15 protein-coding genes are annotated in these 17,356 nt (G+C 71.6%); 5 read left to right on the top strand and 10 right to left on the bottom strand.

From position 1 onward, the window contains the following. Positions 1-21: 21 nt before the first annotated feature. Complete coding sequence (gene tnpA, locus ABFX54_RS05845) at positions 22-438, top strand: IS200/IS605 family transposase (protein WP_346102030.1); 417 nt, start codon at positions 22-24, stop codon at positions 436-438. A gap of 135 nt (positions 439-573) precedes the next feature. Here tnpA and ABFX54_RS05840 read toward each other — a convergent pair whose 3' ends face one another. The 4 genes from ABFX54_RS05840 to ABFX54_RS05825 all read right to left on the bottom strand — a co-directional run bounded on the left by ABFX54_RS05840 (position 574) and on the right by ABFX54_RS05825 (position 5,328). Next, positions 574-2,103, bottom strand: a complete 1,530-nt coding sequence (locus ABFX54_RS05840) for a helix-turn-helix domain-containing protein (protein ID WP_346102029.1) — start codon at positions 2,101-2,103, stop codon at positions 574-576. A gap of 16 nt (positions 2,104-2,119) precedes the next feature. Continuing rightward, complete coding sequence (locus ABFX54_RS05835; protein ID WP_346102027.1) at positions 2,120-3,823, bottom strand: enoyl-CoA hydratase-related protein; 1,704 nt, start codon at positions 3,821-3,823, stop codon at positions 2,120-2,122. Positions 3,824-4,505: 682 nt separating this feature from the next. Beyond that, entirely contained in the window at positions 4,506-5,114 is a 609-nt protein-coding gene (locus tag ABFX54_RS05830; protein WP_346102025.1) for a TetR/AcrR family transcriptional regulator, read from the bottom strand. Positions 5,115-5,151: 37 nt separating this feature from the next. Beyond that, positions 5,152-5,328 carry an alpha/beta fold hydrolase gene (locus tag ABFX54_RS05825; protein WP_346102023.1) on the bottom strand — a complete coding sequence of 59 codons (177 nt, stop codon included), beginning with the start codon at positions 5,326-5,328 and terminating at the stop codon, positions 5,152-5,154. A gap of 465 nt (positions 5,329-5,793) precedes the next feature. Between ABFX54_RS05825 and ABFX54_RS05820 the strand changes: the two genes are divergently transcribed. Further along, positions 5,794-6,516, top strand: coding sequence for a fasciclin domain-containing protein (locus tag ABFX54_RS05820; protein WP_346102021.1), 723 nt, complete (start codon positions 5,794-5,796; stop codon positions 6,514-6,516). Between the two features lie 114 nt (positions 6,517-6,630). Here the strand turns inward: ABFX54_RS05820 and ABFX54_RS05815 are convergent, their stop codons facing one another. Beyond that, positions 6,631-7,857 carry a GNAT family N-acetyltransferase gene (locus ABFX54_RS05815; RefSeq protein WP_346102020.1) on the bottom strand — a complete coding sequence of 409 codons (1,227 nt, stop codon included), beginning with the start codon at positions 7,855-7,857 and terminating at the stop codon, positions 6,631-6,633. Positions 7,858-7,925: 68 nt separating this feature from the next. Between ABFX54_RS05815 and ABFX54_RS05810 the strand changes: the two genes are divergently transcribed. From ABFX54_RS05810 to ABFX54_RS05800, 3 genes are all read left to right on the top strand, one after another. Next, positions 7,926-10,817 carry a helix-turn-helix transcriptional regulator gene (locus ABFX54_RS05810; RefSeq protein ID WP_346102018.1) on the top strand — a complete coding sequence of 964 codons (2,892 nt, stop codon included), beginning with the start codon at positions 7,926-7,928 and terminating at the stop codon, positions 10,815-10,817. Positions 10,818-11,256: 439 nt separating this feature from the next. After that, positions 11,257-12,105: an oxidoreductase gene (locus ABFX54_RS05805; protein ID WP_346102017.1), complete on the top strand. Its 849-nt coding sequence runs from the start codon at positions 11,257-11,259 to the stop codon at positions 12,103-12,105. Further along, positions 12,105-12,719 carry a TetR/AcrR family transcriptional regulator gene (locus ABFX54_RS05800; protein WP_346102016.1) on the top strand — a complete coding sequence of 205 codons (615 nt, stop codon included), beginning with the start codon at positions 12,105-12,107 and terminating at the stop codon, positions 12,717-12,719. Before ABFX54_RS05805 ends, ABFX54_RS05800 begins: the two co-directional genes overlap by 1 nt. A 10-nt stretch (positions 12,720-12,729) precedes the next feature. Here ABFX54_RS05800 and ABFX54_RS05795 read toward each other — a convergent pair whose 3' ends face one another. The 5 genes from ABFX54_RS05795 to ABFX54_RS05775 form a co-directional block, all read right to left on the bottom strand. Then, complete coding sequence (locus ABFX54_RS05795) at positions 12,730-13,485, bottom strand: VOC family protein (protein WP_346102056.1); 756 nt, start codon at positions 13,483-13,485, stop codon at positions 12,730-12,732. A 93-nt stretch (positions 13,486-13,578) separates the two neighbouring features. Then, entirely contained in the window at positions 13,579-14,391 is an 813-nt protein-coding gene (locus ABFX54_RS05790) for a class I SAM-dependent methyltransferase (protein WP_346102014.1), read from the bottom strand. A gap of 9 nt (positions 14,392-14,400) precedes the next feature. Continuing rightward, the gene (locus ABFX54_RS05785) at positions 14,401-14,856 is read right to left on the bottom strand and encodes a GbsR/MarR family transcriptional regulator (protein ID WP_346102012.1); all 456 of its coding nucleotides are present in this window, start codon (positions 14,854-14,856) and stop codon (positions 14,401-14,403) included. 33 nt (positions 14,857-14,889) lie between these two features. Further along, entirely contained in the window at positions 14,890-15,819 is a 930-nt protein-coding gene (locus tag ABFX54_RS05780) for an alpha/beta hydrolase (RefSeq protein ID WP_346102011.1), read from the bottom strand. A 507-nt stretch (positions 15,820-16,326) separates the two neighbouring features. After that, on the bottom strand, positions 16,327-16,581 hold the full coding sequence (locus ABFX54_RS05775) for a hypothetical protein (protein ID WP_346102009.1): 255 nt from the start codon (positions 16,579-16,581) through the stop codon (positions 16,327-16,329). Positions 16,582-17,356: the final 775 nt, after the last annotated feature.

Raw genomic sequence — 17,356 nt, 5'->3', positions numbered from 1 at the left:
CGATCACCCTACTGTTGGTTTATGGCCGAGTACAGCGATATCAGGACCGGTAGGCACTGCGTTTTCGTCCTGCACGCTCACTTGGTTTTCGTGACCAAATTCCGCCACCGGGTCTTCGACGGCGAGCATTTGACACGGCTGGAAGAGATCATGGGGGATGTGTGCGCCGACTTCGAGACCGAACTACGTGAGTTCAACGGCGAGAGCAATCACGTCCACCTGCTGGTGAACTTCCCACCCAAGATCGCCGTGTCCAAGCTCGTCAACTCGTTGAAAGGGGTGTCCTCGCGGCGGATGCGCCAGGAGTTCCCCGAACTGGCCGCCCACTACTACCGGGCGAACAAGCTGTGGTCGGGCTCCTACTTCGCCGGGTCGGTAGACGGCGCTCCCATCAGTGTCCTGCACCAGTACATCGAGCAGCAGAACCGGCCGGTCTGAGCGGCAAGGACAGCCGGTCCGCCTGGCGGCGAACCGGCTGTCCTTGCCCCGCTGTGCGGGACGGTCGGCTTCACCCCCGGCCTGAAGACCGGAGCACTACCGACGATTCCGGTAGCGGTTTTGTGCCGCCGGAAGTCAGATGTCGCGGAAGGTCTCGATCCTGGCGCCCAGCGCGTTCAGCCGTTCGGCCAGGTCCTCGTAACCGCGGTTGATGACGTAGACGTTGCGCAGCACCGAGGTGCCCTCGGCCGCCATCATGGCCAGCAGCACCACCACGGCCGGCCGCAGCGCCGGCGGGCACATCATCTCCGCGCTGCGCCAGCGCGTCGGCCCCTCCACCAGCACCCGGTGCGGGTCCAGCAGCTTGACCGACGCGCCGAGCCGGGTCAGCTCGGTCAGGTAGATGGCCCGGTTGTCGTAGACCCAGTCGTGGATCAGCGTCGAGCCTTGCGCCGAGGCGGCGATGGCGGCGAAGAAGGGCACGTTGTCGATGTTCAGGCCGGGGAACGGCATGGGGTGGATCTTGTCGATGGGGGAGATGAGCTTCGAGGGCCGCACCGTCAGGTCGACCAGCCGGGTACGGCCGTTGGCCGCCGGGTATTCGCGCCCCCGGTCGTGGTCGAGCCCCATCTCCTCCAGCACCGCGAGCTCGATCTCCAGGAACTCCACCGGCACCCGGCAGATCGTCAGCTCCGAGGAGGTCACCACCGCGGCGGCCAGCAGGCTCATCGCCTCGACCGGGTCCTCCGACGGCGAGTAGTCGACGTCGCGCTCGATGGAGGCCAGCCCGTGCACCGTCAGCGTCGTGGTGCCGATGCCCTCGACCCGCACGCCGAGCTGCTCCAGGAAGAAGCACAGGTCCTGGACCATGTAGTTGGAGGAGGCGTTGCGGATGACCGTCACCCCGTCGTGGCGGGCCGCGGCCAGCAGCGCGTTCTCGGTGACGGTGTCGCCGCGCTCGGTCAGCACGATCGGCCGGGCCGGCGCCGCGCCGCGGTCGACCCGCGCGTGGTAGAAGCCCCCGGTCGCGGTGATGTCGAGCCCGAAGTGGCGCAGCGCCGACATGTGCGGCTGCACGGTACGGGTGCCGAGGTCACAGCCGCCCGCGTAGGGGATCTGGAACTGCTCGGTGCGGTGCATCAGCGGCCCCAGGAACATGATCACGCTCCTGGTGCGCCGGGCCGCCTCGGTGTCCATCGCCTCCAGCTCCAGCCGGGCCGGAGGCACGATCTCCAGGTCGCTGCCCTCGTTGATCCACCGCGCCCGCACCCCGATCGAGGCGAGCACCTCCAGGATGCGGTAGACCTCCTCGATCCGGGCGACCTTCCGCAAGATCGTACGGCCGGAGTTGAGCAGCGACGCGCACAGCAGCGCCACGCACGCGTTCTTGGACGTCTTGACGTCGATGCTGCCCGACAGCCGGCGCCCGCCCACCACCCGCAGATGCATCGGCCCGGCGTAGCCGAGCGAGACGATCTCGCTGTCGAGCGCCTCGCCGATACGGGCGATCATCTCAAGACTGATGTTCTGGTTGCCGCGCTCGATCCGGTTGACGGCGCTCTGACTCGTCGCCAGCGCGTCGGCCAGCTGCAGCTGTGTCCATCCGCGATGCTGGCGCGCGTCCCGGATCAGCCGCCCGATCCGCACAAGGTAATCATCTGCCACAACAGCAGACCATATCTCACATATGAGATGCCCCGGTGTCGCTGGGGGCCGACGCGCCGGACAACTCCCGATGACGCGCCAGATGCTCCGGCGTCGCCTGCGCCTTCACCTTGTGCACGAACGCCCGCCGGGCCTCACGGAACCCGCTGCGGTCGTCGAACATGTCGCGGCTCATCTCGGCCAGCTCCTCGGCGCGGTAGGCGTCGAGCGGCTTGCGGCGCTCGTCGACCTCGCGCACCGACCGCCGGCCGGCCAGCAACCGATCATAACCCGGATCGGCGGCCAGCCGCTCGGCGTACTCCAGCACCCGCCGCTCGAAGTCCAGCCGCGACCCGCTGAGCGCCCGGTCGGCCAGCCCGCACTCCACCGCCTCGGCCGCCCCGATCGGCAGCGCGTCCTGGGTCAGCCGGCGCGCCCGCTCGGCGCCCACCCGGCGCGGCAGCGTGTACGTCCACAGCTCCGACCCGAACAACCCCATCGTGCGGTAGTGCGGGTTCAGCACCACCGACTCGCGGATGATCACCCGGTCGGCGCCCAGCCCCATCATCACCCCGCCGGCGCCCGCGTTGCCCCCGATCGAGGCCACCACCAGCTGCGTCGTGCACGCCGCGATCTCCCGGCACACCGCGTTGATGGCGTTGATGTTCATCCACGCCTCCAGCTCCGGATGGCGGGCCGCGTCGATCACGTTCAGGTGGATGCCGTTGCTGAACACCTCCCCGCCGCGCACCACCAGCACCCGCGTGTCTTGCGCCACCGCGTAGCGCAGCGCCGAGGCCAGCCGCCGGCACTGATCGGTCGACATGGCCCCGTTGTAGAAGTCGAAGCTGACCACGCCGACGCCCTCGCTGCGGTCGTAGGTGATCTCGCTGTAGCCCGACCGCTTCGGCACCTGCGCCACTAGCTCGCCCAGCGCCATCGCCGCCGGCAGCTTGATCGCGCCCTCCTTCTCCAGCCTCAGGTGGCCGACCCACACCGTGCCGTCGCCGGTGTGCACGAGCACCGCGCCCTCACGCCGCGCCGCCACCTGACCGGGCGTGCCCTCCAGCTCGGGCCCGCGGTAGACGTCGAACACCCGTACCGGCAGGTCGCACAGCCGCGCCCGCCCGCCCGGCGCGCCGTCGGCCGCCCGCACCCGGCGCACGATGTCCTGCGTCGGCTCCTCCCAGGCGAACTCCCGGTCGGAGTGCCGCATCGCCCGCCGCAGCCGCCCGCGCACGTCGGGGGAGCGGTAGTCCAGCGGTTCCGGCACGAACGAGGCCTCGCTCGCCTTGGCCGCCACCTCGGCCACCAGTTCCACCGCGGCGTCGGCCACCGGCCCGTTGTACAGCGCCGACTTGCGCGGCGGCTCGGCCGGCATCGGGAACGTGCGGAACCCCCAGATCGGGCCCGCGTCCATCTCCTCCACCGCCTGCAGCGCCGTGACCCCCCACTCCGGCTCGGCGTCCGCGATCGCCCAGTCCAGCGAGGAGGGCCCCCGGTCCCCGGGAGGCCCCGGGTGGATGATCACCGTACGGTAGGCCCGCCACAACCCGTCCGGCACCCGCTCCTTCAGGAACGGGCAGATGATCAGGTCCGGCTTGGCCAGCTCGGCCGCCTCCACCATCGCCTCCTGCGAGACGGCCAGCTCGACGCTCACGTCATGACCGGCCCGGCGCAACTCCAGCCAGGCACGCTGGGTCAGGCCGTTGAAGGAGGAGCAGAGCAGCAAGATACGCAACGCGGGACTTCTTTCCAGGCAGGGGGAGCAGTGGCACCGGGGCGGGGACTACCGGGCGGACAGCCGGTGGTCCCACCGGTCACACCCATTTACGGCAATCCCATATGACCCATACATGCCATCGATGCTGACACGAATCCTCTACTGCTCGTGACGATTCACCGCAAAAAACCGCACCACGCGGACCCAAATGACCCACTTTGTCGGAAAAATCCCACAGGGTGGGTGCGGCCTCCGCACGTGCCCCGGCCGTCCCGCGGCCGAAAACCCCGGCCCGCGCGGGGCCGGACCCGCCGGTCGCCAGAGACCCCGCCGAAAGGAGCGCGCCGGCGGGCCCGCGAAGGGACTCCACCGTCAGGGACTCCACCGTGAGAGGCCCCGCCGAAGGAGCCCGGGCGGGGGAGCTGCCCGGGCCCCCAGCGATGACACGCCCCCTTGAGGAGCGCACCACCCGCGCCGGAGACCCGCCCGCTTCGTCACCCCGGCGATGCGGCGTGCCCCGGCACACCCCCAGCATCGCCCCGCGGCGCATCTTCACAGGTCACGACCAGGGAAGGAGTCGCCGTCAGGGCCTTGGAACAACCCCGCCCAACCGCGATCCAAACCCCCGCCCCCTCAACGACACCCCGCCCGCGCCACGATCCGCCCGCACCTCGTCGCCCAGCGTGACCGCCGCTCCCGGTCAGGACGACGGCTCGGGGCCGAACAGGTGGTCGAGCTGGTAGGCGACGATCTCCATGGCGGCCCGGTGATCGCGCTGCCCGCTGAGGACACTGGAGGTCAGGCCGTTGGCCAGGGCCAGCAGGGCGGCGACCTCGGTACGCGGGTCACGGCCCGGCGGGATCTGCCCGGCCCGCTGCGCGTCGGCCAGCCGTGCGGTGAGGACGTTCTCCAGCGCGCCGGGCAGGGCCAGCCCGGCCGCGGCGAGCGCCGGGTCGGTGAGCGCGGCGGTGAAGTAGGCGGTCCAGGCCGTGGAGTCCAGGCGGCTGTCCTCGTCGCAGGGCACGATCGCGGCCAGGACGGCGGCCAGCACGCCCCGAGCCGTCAGCTCGCCCGCGGCGGCGAGGCGCTGCCTGAGCCGGCGGTCCATGCGGGCGCCCAGCTCGGCGAGCCCGGATTCGAGCAGGGCCTGTTTGCCGGCGAAGTAGTACTGCACGACCCGCAGCGACACCCCGGCCTCGGCGGCGATCTCCCGCATCGACACCGCCCGCAGGCCGCGGGTGCCGGCGAGGCGCAGCAGCGCCACGGCCAGCCGGCGCCGCCGCGCCTCGTGATCCACCTGCCGGGGCATGCCCGTCCCCTTCCTACCGTGCCTCTCACGGCGTCTCTCACGGCGTCTCGTGCCGCGTCGCGGCGTCACCGTACCGGACGGGAAAGGCGAGGATCCGCTCGGCGATCAGGCCCGGAGCCTCGACGGGCGGCGAGTGCCCCGTGCCGGGCACGATCTCCACCCGCCACGACGGCGCGACGCGGGCCGGCCGCGCGGCCGGCTCACCGCGGCCCACACCGCGGTCCAGGCGCCGACGGAGCCGTGCCGGCTCAGCGCGTTTCCCGCCGGCGCCGGCCGCAGCTCGGCGCGGACCCGTCGTAGACGGCGTGGTAGCGGTCGCGGGCGGAGCCGGAGGAGAAGGCGGACGGCCGGTCGGGAGCACGCGTCGGGGCCTCGTCCCTGGTATGGATACAGTCGTATCCTAACCCGGCGCCGCCTGCCCGGCCAGGCCGCCTCGTCCCGCGGGCCTGGCCGCCGGACGTCTGTGGCGGGCCGCGAAGAAGGCCGCCGGAAGGGGGTTTGAACGGCGATCCCCGTCCGCGCATTAACCGACCATTACCTACTTTGTCGCCTCATAGCGGGCACCGTACTTGGGCTTCTCCTGCCAGCACGGACACTGGAAGCACTCGCACGATGAGTTCTGCGTCGATCGGAGCCGCAGCGGGCCCGCCCGCCGGCTCGAAAGATTCGGGGGACACCAGTGAAACGAGTGCTTCTCGCAGCGGCACTGGCGCTGACCACCGCCACCGCCGGGACCACGGCCGCCTCCGCCCTCACCCCAGAGCCGGAAGGCTCACCGGTGCCGGGCGAGACCACCACCATGCCGGGAGAGACCGAGACCTCACCCGAAGAGACCTCACCCGAAGAGACCTCACCTGAGGAGACCGCGCCCGAGGAGACGGCGACCGAGGAACCCGCCCCGGGCGAGACGACACCGGGGGAGAGCACACCCGGCGCCACCGCGAGCCCGTCCGGCCCCGGCTGCGCCCCGCTGGAGGAGAGCCTCACCGGCAGCGCCGACCAGCCCGTCGCCACCGCCCTGTCGAAGGTCACGGACCTGTCCATGCTGTCGGAGGCGATCAAGCAGGCCGGCCTGGAGGAGAAGCTCAACTCCGCCCAGGACATCACCGTCTTCGCACCCGACAACGCCGCCTTCGAGGCCATCCCGAAGGACACCCGCGACAAGATCATGGCCGACAAGACCATCCTGACCAAGGCCCTGTCCTACCACGTCGTCGAAGGCAAGCTCGGACCCGACGACCTGAAGGAAGGAGCCACGCTCAAGACACTCGAGGGCGGCGAGCTGACCGTCAAGGGCACCGGCGACGACCTGACCGTCAACGACGCCAAGATCGTCTGCGGCAACGTGCCGACCAGCAACGCCACCGTCTACATCGTCGACAAGGTCCTCATGCCCCAGTGAGGCGCCCGCGGACCTGACCACCCGTAAGAGGCACGGCCACCGTCACAGGCGGCCGTGCCTCTCCGGCTCCCGGCCGGACGTGCTCCCGGCCGGACGTGCTCCCGTCCGGACGTGTCAGAACGCGGGGAAGGCCGCGCCCGAGGGGTGGAACGGCTCCCGCTCCCCGCGAAAGGCCGCCGACGTCGCCGCCACCGCCCCGGGCCGCAGCTCCTCGACCCGGCCGGCCGCCGCCAGGGACGACAAGGTGGTGCCGCCCAGGTACGCCGCGCCCAGCTCGGCAGAGGTCAGCCGCAGATCGGCAGCGGCCCGCGTACGTTCACAGGTGACCGCCTCCCCACCGGCCCGCAGCCGGTAACGGCCCGCGTTCCACGGGCAGAACGCATCCCGCACCTCCACGACCACGTCCAGCGGCGCCGAGTAGCGGCGGACCGCCAGCGCCCGCGGCACGTCCACCAGCCGCACCCACAGATTGTCGACCACCGTGGTGTGAGCCGCGCGCGGATCGGCCAGCAGGTGCTTCAACGGCTCGTCCACCGCGCCGTCGTAGCTCAGGCCGGTGTGGGCGTCGAGGTCGATGAGGAAACGCCACAGCGCGGCGTACGCCTGCCGCGTGGTGGACACGAGCTCCACGACCCGCACCACCTTCTGCCGCGAGCGATAAAGGACATACCCGCTCACCTCCCCGCCCGGCTCGGTGTGCACGGCGAAACGCAACGCCGTCCCGCCGCCCTCACGCACCCGCTCCCCGTCGGCCAGCCGCGCCCGCCAGAACCGCTCCGTCCGGTCCACCCACCCGGCCCCGCCCCGCCGCGCGACGTCGTAGGTCTTCTCCAGCAGCGGCAGCGCCTCCTGCCGGCCCAGCAACCGGATCGTCCCGTCACCGAGATCGGCGCCGGGCCGCAGCGCCATGAACCTCTTGTCCCCCCGGATCTCGGCCACCTGGCTGGCCACCCCGTACCCGAACCGCCCGTAGATCGTCGCCTCGGCCGCGTTGAGCGCCGCCACCGGCTCGCCGCCCGACTCGTACAGGCCGGTGAGCTGCTCGCGCATCATCGCGGTGAGGATGCCGCGGCGCCGGTGCGTCGGCAGCACCGCCACCAGCGTGATCCCGGCGACGGGCACCGTCGCGCCGGGGACCGTCATGACGCGCCCGTAGACGGACGCGCCGCCGACGATGTCCCCGCCGTCGAAGGCGGCCAGCGTGCGGCCCGGATCGAGGGAGACGGCGGCGTTCCTGAGACCGCCCTCGATCCAGTCCTGGCCGTACGTCGTGGTGACCATGCGAGCCCACGCGTCGACCTGATCGGCGGTGATGACCCGCAGCGGGTAAGTCGTTGTCATGCCTCGCAGCCTGACCGGGTAAACAGGCGCCGCGCATCAGGCGATCTGCCTATTTATATGCTGGCGCGGTGGTGGCGGAACGCGTGGTCAGCCCGGTGTTCGTCGGCCGGGGCGAGGAGTCGGCCGCCCTGGCCGCGGCCCTGGAGGCCGCCGTCGGGCAGGGGCCGGCGGTGGCGCTGGTGGCGGGGGAGGCCGGGATCGGCAAGTCACGGCTGCTCGCCGAGTTCGCCCGCTCACTCGGGCCCGGCGTGCGCGTGGCGGAGGGCGCCTGCGCCGAGCTCGGCAGCGACGCCCTGCCGTACGCGCCGTTCGTCACCGTGCTGCGCCGCCTGATCCGCCTGGACGGCGTGCTTCCCGGCCCCTACCGGCAACTGGCCCGCTGGTTCCCCGAGCTCGGCGAGCCGGGCGAGGCGGAAGGCGGCAAGCACCGCCTGTACGAGGAGATCCTCACGCTCGTCGAACGGGTGGCCGCCGACCGGCCCCTCGTCGTCTTCATCGAGGACCTGCACTGGGCCGACGCCGCCACCCGCGAGCTGCTCGGCTTCCTGGCCAGGAACCTCACCCAGCCCGGCGTCCTGCTGGCGATCACCCACCGCCCGCCCGGCCCCGCCGACGGGCAGCTCGGCCCCCTGCTGGCCGAACTCTCCCGGCGCCCGCGCACCACCACGCTGCGCCTGGAACGCCTCGACCGCCACGACGTCGCCCGCCAGCTGGCCGCCATCCTCGGCACCGAACCCGCCGCGGACGCCGTACGCCGCGTCCACGCACGCAGCGACGGCAACCCCCTGTTCGTCGAGGCCCTGGCCCGCGCCGGCGAACGCACCCCCGACAGCCTGCGCGACCTGCTCCTGTACGGCCCCCGAACACTCCCCGGCCCGGCCCGCGACCTGCTCCGCGTCACCTCCGTCGCGGGAGGCCGCGTCGCCCACCGCCTGCTGGCGCGGGTGAGCGGCAAGGACGGCGCCGCACTCGACGCCCTGCTGCGCGAACTCGTCGACCGCAGCCTCCTGCTCACCGCAGGAGACGGCTACGACTTCCGCCACGCCCTCATCCGGCACGTGGTCTACGAGGACCTCCTGCCGGGCGAGCGGGCCCGCCTGCACGCCCGCTACGCCGAAGCCCTGCACGGCACCGGCGCCCACGCCGAACTGGCCGCGCACGCCCACGCCGCCGGCGACCACCGCACCGCCCTGACCGCCGCCTGCCACGCCGCCGACCAGGCCCGCGCCTCCTACGCCTACGAGGAGCAGGTCCGCATGCTGGAGCAGGTCCTGCGGCTGTGGGACCCGGACGTGCCCCTGGGCCGCGACAGGATCGACGTCCTGACCGACGCCGCGCAGGCGTGCATGCTCAGCGGCGACTACGCCCGCGGCATCGGCCACGCCACCGCCGGCCTCGCCGCCGTGGACGGGCGCGGCGATCCGGCGCGGGCGGCGCAGCTGCTGGAGCATCGTGGCAGGCTGCGCCACCGCCTGAACGGGACCGGGGTCAGCGACTGGGAACAGGCCCTGCGCCTGCTGCCCGCCGGCTCGGCCGGTCCCGGTGCGACCGCCGGTGTCCAGCGCGGGCAGTTGCTCGGCGTGCTCGCCATGGGCCTGTTGCCGGAGGAGGACAGGGCCCGCGCCTCGTTCGAGGAGGCGCTGGCCATCGGCGCGCTCACCGGCGACGCCACCGTCACGATCCGCGGCCTGCTCGGCGTCGCGTCCATGACCGGCGACCTCGGCATGCTGGCCGAGGCCCGCACCCTGGCCGGCCGCCTCGACGGCCACGACCTGCTCATGACCGTCCCCATGTACGAGGCCACCCTGCGCACCAAGGCCGGCGACCACCCGCGCGCGGCCGAGGCGGCCCGTGACGGCATCCGTCACGCCCGCCGGTACGGGCTGGGCCGCAGCCGCGGCGCCGAACTCGCCCGTTACGCCGGCCGCAGCCTGGTCCTGTCCGGCCGGTGGGAGGAGGCGGACACCGTCCTGCGTGAAAGCCTCCAGGAGGATCCGCCGCCGCTGTCGCGCCACGCCCTGCTCGTCCTGACCGGCTACCTGGCGCTGCTGCGCGGCGACGTTCCCGCCGCCGCCCGCGCCGCGACAGACGCCGCGACAGACGCCGGGGCCGCGTCCACGGCAGAACCCGCGCCGGGCATCGCCAGCGAGGCCGCGTCCGCCGTAGAAGCCTCGGCCGGTATCGAAGCGGACGCCGGTGCCGGGCACTGCGCCGAGCGCTCCGGCAGTGCGAGCCTGTTTCCCCGCCACCAGCTGCTCTGCCTGCTCGCCGTCGCCCAGGGCGACCCGGAGCGCGCCGACCTGCTCCTGGAGCGGGCCCTGGCCGATCCGGCCCTGTACCGCGTCTACAGCAGCGACGCCCGCCCGGTCCTCATCGCCGGCGCGCTCGTCCAGCGGGCCCGCCTCGCCCACGGTGCCGGCCAGGAGCTGCGGGAGCGGGTGGCGCCGCGCCAGGCCGATCTCGCCGCTGCCGACGCCGCGCTCGGCGTGGACGGGCGGCTCGACCGCGTCTGGCGGATCATGCTGCACGCCCTGATCGGCGACGACGGCTGGGACGACGCCGCACGCGCCTTCCGGGAGCTGCGCCAGCCGTACGAGCTGGCCCAGAGCCTCTACCACGGCGCACGGGCCGCACTGGAGGCCGGTGACCGGCCCGGCGCGACGGCCCGCCTCAGCGAGGCCGCGACGCTGGCCACAGACCTCGGCGCCGCGACGCTCACCCGCGACATCGCCCTACTCACCCGCCCCAGGCAGGCCGCCGACGGGCTCACCGAGCGCGAGCACGACGTCCTCAGGCTGCTCGCCGGAGGGCTGAGCAACCGGCAGATCGCCGCCCGCCTGCACATCTCACCGAGCACGGCGGGCGTGCACGTCTCCCACATCCTGGCCAAACTGGGCGCGGTCACCCGCACCGAGGCGGCGGCCATCGCCTTCCGCGACGGCCTGACCGGCCCCGCCTGACCCGCCGCGCCCTCGCCTGAAGGCGCTCCCGCCGGAAGGCGGCCCGAGCACCGCCCCGCACGCCTCCCCGGCATACCCGGACCCCATACCCGAGGCAGGAACAGGTACCCGAGATCGGCCTTGCCCACCGCGGCCGGGCTGTGGTGCTCGGCCGCCCACCTGAGCTGGACCAGCCCGATCATCTCCCCGCCGAGCTCGACGACGAAGCTCCCGGCCGAGCGCCCCGGCACGTCGGGCAGCTCCCGTTCCAGCTCCGCCCGAGGCCGCGCCCCGGCGAGGTAGGTGTGCACCCGCTGGGACACGAGCAGCTCGAGGAACGTCGTACGGTCGCGCGCCCGCACCCCCAAAATCGGCACTGTGATGACAAAAATCGACATGGTGTAGAATTTCATCGCAGGGGAGCAGCTCAGCCCCCTCGACACCCCGCACGGAGAAAGCGATGCACCACCAGAACTGGCTCATCACCGGCGTCAGCACCGGCCTCGGACGCGCCTTCGCCCAAGCCGCCCTGACCGCCGGCCACACCGTCACCGGCACCGTCCGCACCCATGACGACCTGCGCGCCTTCGAAGCACTCGACCCCGGCCACGCCCACGCCCGCATCCTCGACGTCACCGACGGCGACGCCGTCCCTGCCACCATCGACGACATCGAACACACCATCGGCCCGCTCGACGTCGTCATCGCCAACGCCGGCTACGGCCTGGAAGGCATCTTCGAAGAGACCCCGCTGACCGAGGTCCGGCGCCAGTTCGACGTCAACGTCTTCGGCGCCATGGCCACCCTCCAGGCGGCCCTGCCCCACATGCGCCGGCGCCGCCGCGGCCACCTCATGGCCGTCACCTCCATGGCCGGCCTCATGGCCGTGCCCGGCATGTCCGCCTACTGCGGCAGCAAGTTCGCCCTCGAAGGCGTCCTCGAAGCGCTCGGCAAGGAGGTCGCCCCGTTCGGCGTCCACGTCACCGCCATCGAGCCCGGCAGCTTCCGCACCGACTGGGCCGGGCGATCCATGACCCGCGCCGGCCGCTCCATCACCGACTACGACGAACTGTTCACCCCGATCCGCCAGGCCCGCCGCAAGGCCAGCGGCAACCAGCTCGGCGACCCGGCCAAGGCGGGCGAGGCCGTCGTCCGCATCGCCTCACTCGAACACCCGCCCGCCCACCTCGTCCTGGGCTCCGACGCGCTGCGGCTGATCGGCGCCGCCCGCACCGCCGTCGACGACGACATCCGTACATGGCAGACGCTCTCGCGCAGCACCGACTTCCCCGAAGGCGCCCAGCTCTGATGCCCGCCCAGCACCCCCCGCGCGGCCGCCGCGCCGGCGAGCGCAAAGGCGACCTGCGTGAACGCGCCATCCTCGACACCTGCGAAGCCCTCCTGGCCGGCAAGGGCTACGAGGCGATGACCGTCGGCGACATCGCCCAGGGCGCCGGCATCACCCGCGGCGCCCTGTACTTCTACTTCGGCTCCAAACAGGAAGTCGTCACCGCGCTCGTGGCCCGGACCGTCCAGCACCTGTGGGAACGCTCCCGCGCCACCGCCGCGAGCGACGACCCGCGCCAGGCCATCACCGCCGCCATGCGCCGCACCGTCGAACTGTGGAACGAGCACGGCCTCGTCATGCGCACCGCCATCGACCTGTCGCTGACCGTCCCGGAGATCGGCGACCTGTGGCGCCACACCGCCGACCTGTTCATCACCGCCATCACCGCCGTCCTCCAGAAAGCGGGCGTCCCGCCCGGCACCGGCCCCGGCCAGGCCGCCGCCATGGCCCGCGCCCTGTGCTGGATGATCGAACGCAGCTTCTACCACGCCTCACAGGAACCCGGCGACAGCCTCGAACGCGCGTCGGCGACGTGCGAGCACATCTGGCTGATCACCGCCGGCCTGACCCCCTGACAGCCCGCGATCACAACGGCGCGGAGGAACCCCGCCCCAGCACACAGAACTCGTTGCCCTCCGGGTCGGCCAGCACCACCCACGGCACCTCACCTTGACCCACATCAGCGCTCCTGGCGCCCAGCGCCCGCAACCGGGCCACCTCCGCGGCCTGCTCCTGCCCACCCTCCGGCAGCAGATCGACATGAATCCGGCTCCACACCGGCTCCGCCCCCGGCGCCTGCCGCACGAACTCCAGGAACGGCCCCACATCCCGGCCCGAACGCAGCACCGCCCGATCGTCACCCACCTCGCGCACGACCCAGCCGACCGCCTCACCCCAGAACCCGGCCATCACCCGCGGATCCGCACACCCCACCACCACCGCCGCGATCGGCCCCGTGTCCCGACACCCCTCCCGCGGCTCCCGCACACAGAACACGTTGCCCTCCGGGTCGGCCAGCACCACCCACGGCACCTCACCTTGACCCACGTCCACGGGCGTCGCCCCGAGCTCCCGCAACCGCGCCACCAGCTCCGCCTGATGCCGCGCCGAGACGGTCGCGAGATCGAGATGCACCCGGTACCGCACCGCCTCGGGATCCGCCACCCGTACCAGATCGACATAGAAGCCGTCAGGATCCGGCCACGAGACACCCTCCGGTTCGAGATTGCTCACCCCGGGACCCTCGCTCGACATGCGGTAACCGAGCGCCTGCGCCCAGAACCGGCCGAGCGCCACTTCATCACGGGCCTTGACATTCACCTGAACCAGCCGCAGCGCCATGGCGCCCCACCCTAAGCCCTCCCACCGGGCCACGACCAACCACACGCCCGCCTCCTCGCCCTGATGACACCCGCCACCGCCGCCCGCACGCGCTCAGAACCGGTAGCGGAGAACGCGTGCCCCTTGCCGGGACAAAGCCGTGCTGCGGGCAGTGAGACGGGTCAGCGTACGCAGGGGTTGCGGGAACCGGGCCACTTCCGGAGCGCGGGTGAGGATCTGCTCCTCGACCAGTTCGAGACCGGCGCCCCAGGACTCGGGTTCGCGGGGGTCGTCGAAGCCCTGGGCGGCCCTGATACCGAGCGCCTTGATGGTCGGGTGGTACTTCATGGCCCACGCGGCGAAGCGGGTGTAGCCGTTGAGCGCGAGTTCGCCAGAAGGGAAATGGCTGGTCAGCGCGCGGGTCATCGTGTGGAAGGAGTCGCCGGGCATGAAGGGGAGCAGCCCCTCGGCGACGATCACCGCCGGCCGGTCACCGGGGATGGCCGCGAGCCAGCCGGAGCCGGTGAGGTCGGCTCCGACCAGGTGGGAACGTCCGGGCAGGCACGCGGATCGCAGGCTCACCACTTCCGGGAAGTCGACGTCGAACCAGTCGACGCCGGGCGGGGGATCACAACGGAACATCCTGGTGTCCAGACCGCAGCCCAGATCCAGCACCACACATCCGGGATGAGCGGCGACGAAGGAACGCACGACGCCGTCGAGCTTCCTGGCGCGCAGTGCCGTGGTGACGACGAGGCTGGGCTTGACCTTCAGCTTGGCGAAGTCGTAGTCGATACGGCCCGCCAGATCGGCGGAGAGCCTGTCACCGAGAATCGGGCCGGGCCGGGCGGCGTCCAAGGCCCTGGCGTACAGAGTGAGCAGCAACGTTTCCTGAATCAGCCCGAGCTCGGGTTGCCAGCGGTCCATGGGGGTTCCTTAACGGCGTAGCGGATGACGGGCCGCGAGATTCTGCAGCCACGTCAGGGAGTCGTGGGCGGCCTTGATGCGCTCGGTGCGGTGTCCCTCGCCGCCCGCGATGCCGAGCCCTTCGTCGGCGATCTCGCCGAACGCGCTCAGGCTTTCGAGCTTGCGCTGGATGACCTTCTGCCAGGCGTCGTCCTCGATGCGGTAGTAGGAGACACGATCGCCGGGCCTTCTCACCTTCTTGACCAGGCCGATGGCCGTGAGGAAGCGCATGTTCGAGGTGAGCGAGGCCCGGCTGGCCTGGATCACGTCCGCGATCTGACCGGCGGACTGCTCGGCCGGATCGCAGATCATGAGCCAGCCGAGGATGCGCCCCGTGATGGGCGGCAGCCCCCACTCCTCGACGCAGAAGGCGGCCACCCGTTCCACCCAGCGGAGCAGCCGGTCCTGCTGTTCCTCACCGCTCATCGTCGCGTCCTCCGTTGTTGATCGTGTGCCGGTTCACTGTGTCATGGCGGCCACCGACTCGTAGGAGGGCGCCGGAGTGATGTCCGCGAGCCGTGTCCTACGCAGGTGCAGGTCGAACCAGTCGATCGCGAGCGCCATCGCCTCCTCCAAACCCGGGCCGGTGTAGAGGCCGAGCACGTCGTAGGGCAGCACCACCAGCCGCTTGGGCTCACCCGCCCTGGCGAAGGCGCTCTGCGCCTCCTCGAGCATGTGGTACGGATCCCAGCCACCGTTGGCGACCATCAGCAGCGGCGTCGGCGCGAGCCGGTGGATGAGGTTCTCCGGCGCGAAAGTGAGCAGATGCTCGGCCGAGTCGAGACTCTTCTCGTTGCGGTAGGCGGGAAACAGGCGCGCCGACATGTCCGGGGCGTCCTTCACACTGTCGCCCTCCAGCGTCAGGTGCGGCACCCGAGCGCTCTGCCCGCCCTCGTAGCGCCGCTCCCAATCCTGCTGCAGCCGCTCACGCAACGCGTGGACGCCGGCGCGGCCCAGGAGACGCTCCAGGTACCGCCACCCGTTCCACACACTGGGACTCTGCACCACGACGCACTTGATGCGCCGATCCAGCACGGCGGCCTGGACCGCCACCGAGCCGCCGATGCTCACCCCCCACACCCCGATCCGCTCCGGCCGCACTTCGGGACGGGCCCGCAGGTAGGACACAGCGCTGCGGAAGTCCTCCGCCTGCCGCTCCGGGTAGTCCAGGCCGCGCGGCTCGCCTTCGCTGGAACCGACCGTGCGGTAGTCGATGGCCAGCACCGCGAAACCGGCCTTGACGAAATACGGCGCGAAGAACGCCAGCGCCTCTTTGACCATCACCCCGCTGTGCCCGAGCACCAGCCCGGGGACCGGAGCGCTCGACTCGGGCAGGTAGAGGTCACCCGCGCAGCGGGTGCCGAGACTGTTGAAGGTCACGTGTTCCATCGCTTGCTCCGCAACTGTTGGCTAGTTATTTCAAATATGACTGAAATAACTAGCAATGTCAATCCAGAAGGCCGCACAGGGAAGAGGCGACGCCCCGCCGCGAGGCGGCCCGGGGGAGCCGCACATGACATCTCGCCGGCCTACAGCACCCAATGCGGGGCAAAAGGGACACGCGTTCGCGTGGCGGAGCCTGCCACCCAGCAGGGGAGCGGCCCAGCCCGGCCGCGACCGGAACGCCGTACGGAGCGGGGGAGACGCACACCCGCAACGCCTCGGCAGACCCGCCGATTTCCACAGGTCAAAGCACTGCGACGAGGAGTCACCACCCCAGAAACCGCCCACCCGGCGAGGGCCGGCGAACCGCTGCGGCCGGCGAACCGCAGGGCTCAGCGCATCGCCGCCACCGGGCCGCAAAAACGTGCATTCAGCATGAAATCTACCCATACCATACAGAAGCCCCATTCTGTTCGGTATGACATCGAAGCCTGACCCGGCGCAGGCGAGGGGTCACAGCCGGTTGACGAAGCGGGCGGCGGCGCGCTGGCTCATCCCGGTCTCACCGCGCACGAAGAACACGGCTTCCTGGATCTGGCCGAGCGCTTTCAGCTCGCGCACCTGATCGACAAGATCGACGCTGACGCCGGGACGGTTGCGCGGGCTCTTGGTGAGGCGTACCGCGAGGATGATCAGCCAGATGGCGCCGGCGGTGACGACGGCGGTGAGCGCGACGAGGCTGGGGGCGGCGATGTCGAGCGGGAGCATGCGCTGCGCCTGCCCGCGCGGGCGCGGATTATTCGGACCGTCCGGTGCTTCCGTGGTTGCTTGATAATGAACATTATGTCAAGTAACCGCTGTGAGGAGGGGCCGGACGCTCCCCTCCGGCGGGCGAGCGCCCCCGGCTTCACATCCTCGCCGGGCGGGACGGGTGCGGCGGGTGGGAAGATTTTTCCGCCCTCTCCGAACGGTCTCTGAGGGTGGCGGGGTGGGCTGGGCGGGTGTGGTGAGCGGGGGTTTCGCGGTTGGGCGTGATGGTGTGGCGGGCTCCGGGGGGCGTTGACGGGCGTTTTGACGTTGTGTTGATTCGCTGTCCTTGGCGGGAGATGTGGTTTTAGGGTGGAAGTCCTGCTATTCGCGCCGCGAGAGGAGCAGCACGTGGGGAACCAGTCGGTTTTATGTCCGATGTGTCGGGGGGTTCTGCCCGCTTCCGGTAAGGAGTCGTACACGGCGTCGCGGGGGCGGCTGATCGTGACCAACGGGTACTGCTCGGGCGGGTGTGCCGAGGCGGTGGGTCAGGCGCAGCGGGTGACCCGGCAGCAGGCTCAGGAGGTGACGCAGCAGGTGGCGCGTCCGCGGCCGGCCCCCTCCCCTGCTCCGGCGCCGGTTCCGGTTCCGGCCGCTGCGGGTGCGGGGCGTGCGCCGTTGCGGGTGGTGCGCTGATCTCTGGGGGTGGCCCGTCCGGGAGGGGGACGGGTGGCCGCTCTCTTTCTGTCCGGTACGGCTCGTCGCGCGGGGCGCGGCGGGCCTTTGTCATGGGTGG

It is taken from the genome of Nonomuraea maheshkhaliensis (assembly GCF_039529435.1).
GTDB lineage: Bacteria > Actinomycetota > Actinomycetes > Streptosporangiales > Streptosporangiaceae > Nonomuraea > Nonomuraea maheshkhaliensis.
Note: the sequence above shows the minus strand (reverse complement) of the source record. Positions and strands in the feature narration are given on the sequence as shown.

What these genes read in the sequence shown, in the direction of transcription:
- tnpA (WP_346102030.1), top strand. Translation starts at nt 22, where the DNA reads ATGGCCGAGTACAGCGATATCAGGACCGGTAGGCACTGCGTTTTCGTC.
- ABFX54_RS05830 (WP_346102025.1), bottom strand. Translation starts at nt 5,114, where the DNA reads ATGCCCCGGCAGGTGGATCACGAGGCGCGGCGGCGCCGGCTGGCCGTG.
- ABFX54_RS05815 (WP_346102020.1), bottom strand. Translation starts at nt 7,857, where the DNA reads ATGACAACGACTTACCCGCTGCGGGTCATCACCGCCGATCAGGTCGAC.
- ABFX54_RS05805 (WP_346102017.1), top strand. Translation starts at nt 11,257, where the DNA reads ATGCACCACCAGAACTGGCTCATCACCGGCGTCAGCACCGGCCTCGGA.
- ABFX54_RS05800 (WP_346102016.1), top strand. Translation starts at nt 12,105, where the DNA reads ATGCCCGCCCAGCACCCCCCGCGCGGCCGCCGCGCCGGCGAGCGCAAA.
- ABFX54_RS05795 (WP_346102056.1), bottom strand. Translation starts at nt 13,485, where the DNA reads ATGGCGCTGCGGCTGGTTCAGGTGAATGTCAAGGCCCGTGATGAAGTG.
- ABFX54_RS05790 (WP_346102014.1), bottom strand. Translation starts at nt 14,391, where the DNA reads ATGGACCGCTGGCAACCCGAGCTCGGGCTGATTCAGGAAACGTTGCTG.
- ABFX54_RS05785 (WP_346102012.1), bottom strand. Translation starts at nt 14,856, where the DNA reads ATGAGCGGTGAGGAACAGCAGGACCGGCTGCTCCGCTGGGTGGAACGG.
- ABFX54_RS05780 (WP_346102011.1), bottom strand. Translation starts at nt 15,819, where the DNA reads ATGGAACACGTGACCTTCAACAGTCTCGGCACCCGCTGCGCGGGTGAC.
- ABFX54_RS05775 (WP_346102009.1), bottom strand. Translation starts at nt 16,581, where the DNA reads ATGCTCCCGCTCGACATCGCCGCCCCCAGCCTCGTCGCGCTCACCGCC.